This is a genomic window from Caulobacter sp. BE254 (genome assembly GCF_031457295.1).
Classification (GTDB): domain Bacteria; phylum Pseudomonadota; class Alphaproteobacteria; order Caulobacterales; family Caulobacteraceae; genus Caulobacter.
This window is the reverse complement of sequence record NZ_JAVDWJ010000006.1, coordinates 22501-27500: the sequence shown is the minus strand read 5'-3', so window position 1 is coordinate 27500 and position 5000 is coordinate 22501. Positions and strand designations below refer to the sequence as shown.

Genomic DNA, 5000 nt, shown 5'->3' with positions numbered 1-5000 from the left:
CGTAGTAGTGGCGAGCGAACCGGGACCAGGCCAGTGCTGTCGTGACATAAAGCTGAACGACTTGGAAAGGTCGGCCATAGTGGGTGATAGCCCCGTAAGCGTCAAATAGCGACAGACTCGAGTAGGGCGGGACACGTGAAATCCTGTCTGAACATGGGGGGACCACCCTCCAAGCCTAAGTACTCCTCAATGACCGATAGCGAACAAGTACCGTGAGGGAAAGGTGAAAAGCACCCCGACAAGGGGAGTGAAACAGATCCTGAAATCGGAAGCCTACAAGCAGTCGGAGCCACCGCGCGTGGTGACGGCGTACCTTTTGTATAATGGGTCAGCGACTTCATGTGCCGTGCAAGCTTAAGCCGTTAGGTGTAGGCGCAGCGAAAGCGAGTCTGAATAGGGCGAATAAGTACGTCGCATGACGACCCGAAACCAGGTGATCTATCCATGAGCAGGTTGAAGGTAAGGTAACACTTACTGGAGGACCGAACCGGTGAATGTTGAAAAATTCTCGGATGACTTGTGGATAGGGGTGAAAGGCCAATCAAACCTGGACATAGCTGGTTCTCCGCGAAAACTATTTAGGTAGTGCCTCAGACGGACTCCTTGGGGGGTAGAGCACTGAATGGATGCGGGGGGAGCGATCTCTACCAATTCTAATCAAACTCCGAATACCCAAGAGAGATATCTGGGAGACACACGGCGGGTGCTAACGTCCGTCGTGAAAAGGGAAACAACCCTAACCATCATCTAAGGCCCCCAAGTTCTGGCTAAGTGGGAAACGATGTGGGTTTGCTTTGACAACCAGGATGTTGGCTTAGAAGCAGCCATCATTTAAAGAAAGCGTAACAGCTCACTGGTCAAGCGAACCTGCGCGGAAAATGTAACGGGGCTCAAGCCAGACGCCGAAGGTATGGGTTTGCACTTTGTGCAAGCGGTAGCGGAGCGTTCCGTAAGCCGGTGAAGGTGAGGCGCGAGCCTTGCTGGAGGTATCGGAAGTGAGAATGCTGACATGAGTAGCGATAAAGAGTGTGAGAGACACTCTCGCCGAAAGCCCAAGGGTTCCTGCGTAAAGCTAATCTGCGCAGGGTTAGTCGGCCCCTAAGGCGAGGCCGAAAGGCGTAGTCGATGGGAATCAGGTGAATATTCCTGAACCAGTTGGAAGTGACGGATCTGGTAAATTGTCTAGGCTTATTGGATTGCTCTGGGCAGTGAACAGGTCCCTGGAAATAACTCCAACGGAGACCGTACCCGAAACCGACACAGGTGGGCAGGTAGAGTATACCAAGGCGCTTGAGAGAACTATGCTGAAGGAACTCGGCAAATTGCACGCGTAACTTCGGGATAAGCGTGACTCTTATTTGGGCAACCAGATAAGAGTGGCACAGGCCAGGGGGTAGCGACTGTTTATCAAAAACACAGGGCTCTGCGAAGCCGCAAGGCGACGTATAGGGTCTGACGCCTGCCCGGTGCCGGAAGGTTAAAAGGAGTGGTGCAAGCTGCGAATTGAAGCCCCGGTAAACGGCGGCCGTAACTATAACGGTCCTAAGGTAGCGAAATTCCTTGTCGGGTAAGTTCCGACCTGCACGAATGGCGTAACGACTTCCCCACTGTCTCCAGCATAGGCTCAGCGAAATTGAATTCCCCGTGAAGATGCGGGGTTCCCGCGGTCAGACGGAAAGACCCTATGAACCTTTACTGCAGCTTCGCCTTGGCGTTAGCAACAACATGTGTAGGATAGGTGGGAGGCTATGAAACGCGGGCGCCAGTCTGCGTGGAGCCATCCTTGAAATACCACCCTTATTGTTGCTGACGTCTAACCGCGGCCCGTTATCCGGGTCCGGGACATGGCGTGGCGGGCAGTTTGACTGGGGCGGTCGCCTCCCAAAGTGTAACGGAGGCGCGCGATGGTGGGCTCAGACCGGTCGGAAATCGGTCGTCGAGTGCAATGGCATAAGCCCGCCTGACTGCGAGACTGACAAGTCGAGCAGAGACGAAAGTCGGCCATAGTGATCCGGTGGTCCTGCGTGGAAGGGCCATCGCTCAACGAATAAAAGGTACTCTAGGGATAACAGGCTGATTTTGCCCAAGAGTCCATATCGACGGCAAAGTTTGGCACCTCGATGTCGGCTCATCACATCCTGGGGCTGGAGCAGGTCCCAAGGGTTCGGCTGTTCGCCGATTAAAGTGGTACGTGAGCTGGGTTCAGAACGTCGTGAGACAGTTTGGTCCCTATCTGCCGTGGGTGTACGAGACTTGAGAGGATCTGTCCCTAGTACGAGAGGACCGGGATGGACACACCTCTGGTGGACCTGTCATGGCGCCAGCTGTGCAGCAGGGTAGCTAAGTGTGGAATAGATAACCGCTGAAAGCATCTAAGCGGGAAACTAACCTCAAAACAAGGTCTCGCTGAGAGCCGTGGTAGACCACCACGTTGATAGGCCAGGTGTGGAAGCGCCGCGAGGCGTGTAGCTTACTGGTACTAATAGCTCGATAGGCTTGATCGTTCTTCAGTCAAACCCATGACTGACGCTTTACAACATACCCAGACACGCGATGTCTTCTTCACAATATGCTCGGGTGAGCTAATCCCTCACCCGACAGCATCCTTTTTGCTGACCTGGTGGCTATGCCGGGGGTTCCCCACCCGATCCCATTCCGAACTCGGTCGTTAAGTCCCCCAGGGCCAATGGTACTTCGTCTCAAGGCGCGGGAGAGTAGGTCGCCGCCAGGTCCGCTAAAAGGATGCCTAAAAGCCGAAAGGCAAAGTCCAGAACCCTACAATCACGATCACACCACTACCTCCTTCGCCGCGGGGTGGAGCAGCCCGGTAGCTCGTCAGGCTCATAACCTGAAGGTCACAGGTTCAAATCCTGTCCCCGCACCCAAGATCAAGAATGGCCTCCTTCGGGAGGCCATTTTCGTTTGTGCGCTTGCCCTTGACGCGGACCTCGCGCGTTGCGGCGGCGGCCCAACCCGGCGACCGCCCTAGCCCCCCTCCCGGGGCGGCCTTACGGCGCTGGACCAGAGCAAGCCGCTTTTCCGCGCGATGCTTCAGGCCATCGCGACATCAAACCCGTACAAGAAGCCACTTCTGGAGCAGGCCGCCGCCGGCGGCGCCCAGACATTCGGGCTTCAACCGCTCCAAGCCGCTCGAGAGGCCTCGGTCTCAGCGCCGCACGACGTGTCCGACCGGAAATCTGCGCCGGCGCTCGGAATCCGCAGGCGTTCGCCGCGGTCGACCGTCGGCCGATGATGTCGGATTCTGCGCTGGGAGGGGCAATCTGGTCGACGTCTCCGTGTACTCCGGAGAGAGCGCGAGACCGATTCGAAGCGCCGAGTTCCGATAGTCTTCACGCCTTCTCGGCCGCGGACGCCGGTGAGCTGGCCGATCATGAGGCGCCGGGGGCTGTGACGAGCTCGCCGAGGCGACCGAATCGGGCCCCGAATGCGGACTCGCCCCTGGGCGCCGGGCGATTCGGTTTTGGGGATTCGCTCATCACCGACGTCGACGCCACTGCTGAAGCCGGGGTCGCGCGGGCGAATCCCCTATCCAGGCCTCGGATGCCTTTCCGATTCTCGGCAAACGTCTCCGAGAATCGCGCCGAGTGGCGAGAGCCTGGTGACCCGCGGAGGGCGGGGCGCGATCGTCGAGGTAGGAGACGCCGCTATCGCTCGTCCACACTCGCGCCAGGAATGGCGTCGACGGCTCGGAGCGAAGGCCGACGGCGTCCTGGACCTGATCGTCGCCATCGCTCGCCACCCCGAATCTCCGATACTGCGCAGGTCGGCCAGAAGGCACGACCGGAGGACGCGGCGCCGGCGCCAAAGCCCAAGCCGCCAAATGGGGATTCAATCGGAGAGGGGTTGTCATCGCGCCGTCACACGCCTATATCCGCCCCTCGCTCGGAAACGCGATCGCGACCGCAGGGGTGGGAGCCGCAAGGCTCTTGCTTTCTTTGGCCGACTTCGTTAGTTTCCGCGCTCCAATCGACTCGGTTATGGATCCAGGCGGGCAGCCTCGGCGGCCCGCGGATCTCTTTTTGTCTTTTCGTCGCGGCCTTGGCCCTTCGAAAGGATGGAAAGCGAGGCGGTTGACTCTGGGGTGATGCTTCATTAGAAGCGCCTCTCCTTCACTGAAGCGAAGATTTCGATAAGAATTCCAAGGTTCGGTGAGGTATTGGATCTCGAAGATCTGCTGAACTTCAGCGACATTCGAGGTTGACACGGGGTTTTGCTTTCACTAGAAGGCGCGGCTCTGGAAGGTTTCGGAAGAGTTCGCAAGAATTCGGATGGGGTCTTCGCCAAGTCTTTCGAGGGTTTCTTGGAAATTCTTGATTGACTTGATTGGCGCTCTTCTCTAGAAGGTCGCTTCGGTCTACTGGTTTTGGCTTCGGCTGTTTCTGGTGGGTTGGTTCGGACGGTTTTGAAAAAAACGGTTTGACACGGAATTCGAGGTTGGATAGATAGCCGCCTCCGCCGACATCGGGCGCTAAACGGATGGGCCGCCGAGAGGTGGTTCGGGGCTTCGGCCTTGGGTCTTTGACATTGTTGATTTGGAAAGAGAAACGCAGGCGGCGGCGCTCTGGCGATGACCTCACGGGTCATCTCGATGCGCTGACAATTGCGGTCTCTTGAAGACACCATGAATATCATGGACCGAAACTTAGGTTTCGATCCATCGATGTGATTGGGAACTCGTCAAGAAACTATGCAAACCAGAACCGAGAGATTGGGTTTTCCCCCGATTTCTTGAAGTCTGTGTTAGCGGTCAACTCAACCTGAGAGTTTGATCCTGGCTCAGAGCGAACGCTGGCGGCAGGCCTAACACATGCAAGTCGAACGGATCCTTCGGGATTAGTGGCGGACGGGTGAGTAACACGTGGGAACGTGCCCTTTGGTTCGGAACAACTCAGGGAAACTTGAGCTAATACCGGATAAGCCTTTCGAGGGAAAGATTTATCGCCATTGGAGCGGCCCGCGTAGGATTAGCTAGTTGGTGG

1 tRNA gene and 3 rRNA genes (2 of these 4 only partly in view) are annotated in these 5000 nt (G+C 57.0%); all 4 read left to right on the top strand.

The features are described from left to right. A 23S ribosomal RNA gene (locus tag J2X41_RS12385) occupies window positions 1-2504 on the top strand (it extends 284 nt beyond the left edge of the window). A 112-nt stretch (window positions 2505-2616) separates the two neighbouring features. Beyond that, window positions 2617-2731 (top strand): 5S ribosomal RNA (gene rrf, locus J2X41_RS12380). A 77-nt stretch (window positions 2732-2808) separates the two neighbouring features. After that, window positions 2809-2885, top strand: a tRNA-Met gene (locus J2X41_RS12375). A gap of 1889 nt (window positions 2886-4774) precedes the next feature. Beyond that, a 16S ribosomal RNA gene (locus J2X41_RS12370) occupies window positions 4775-5000 on the top strand; it runs 1260 nt beyond the window's last position.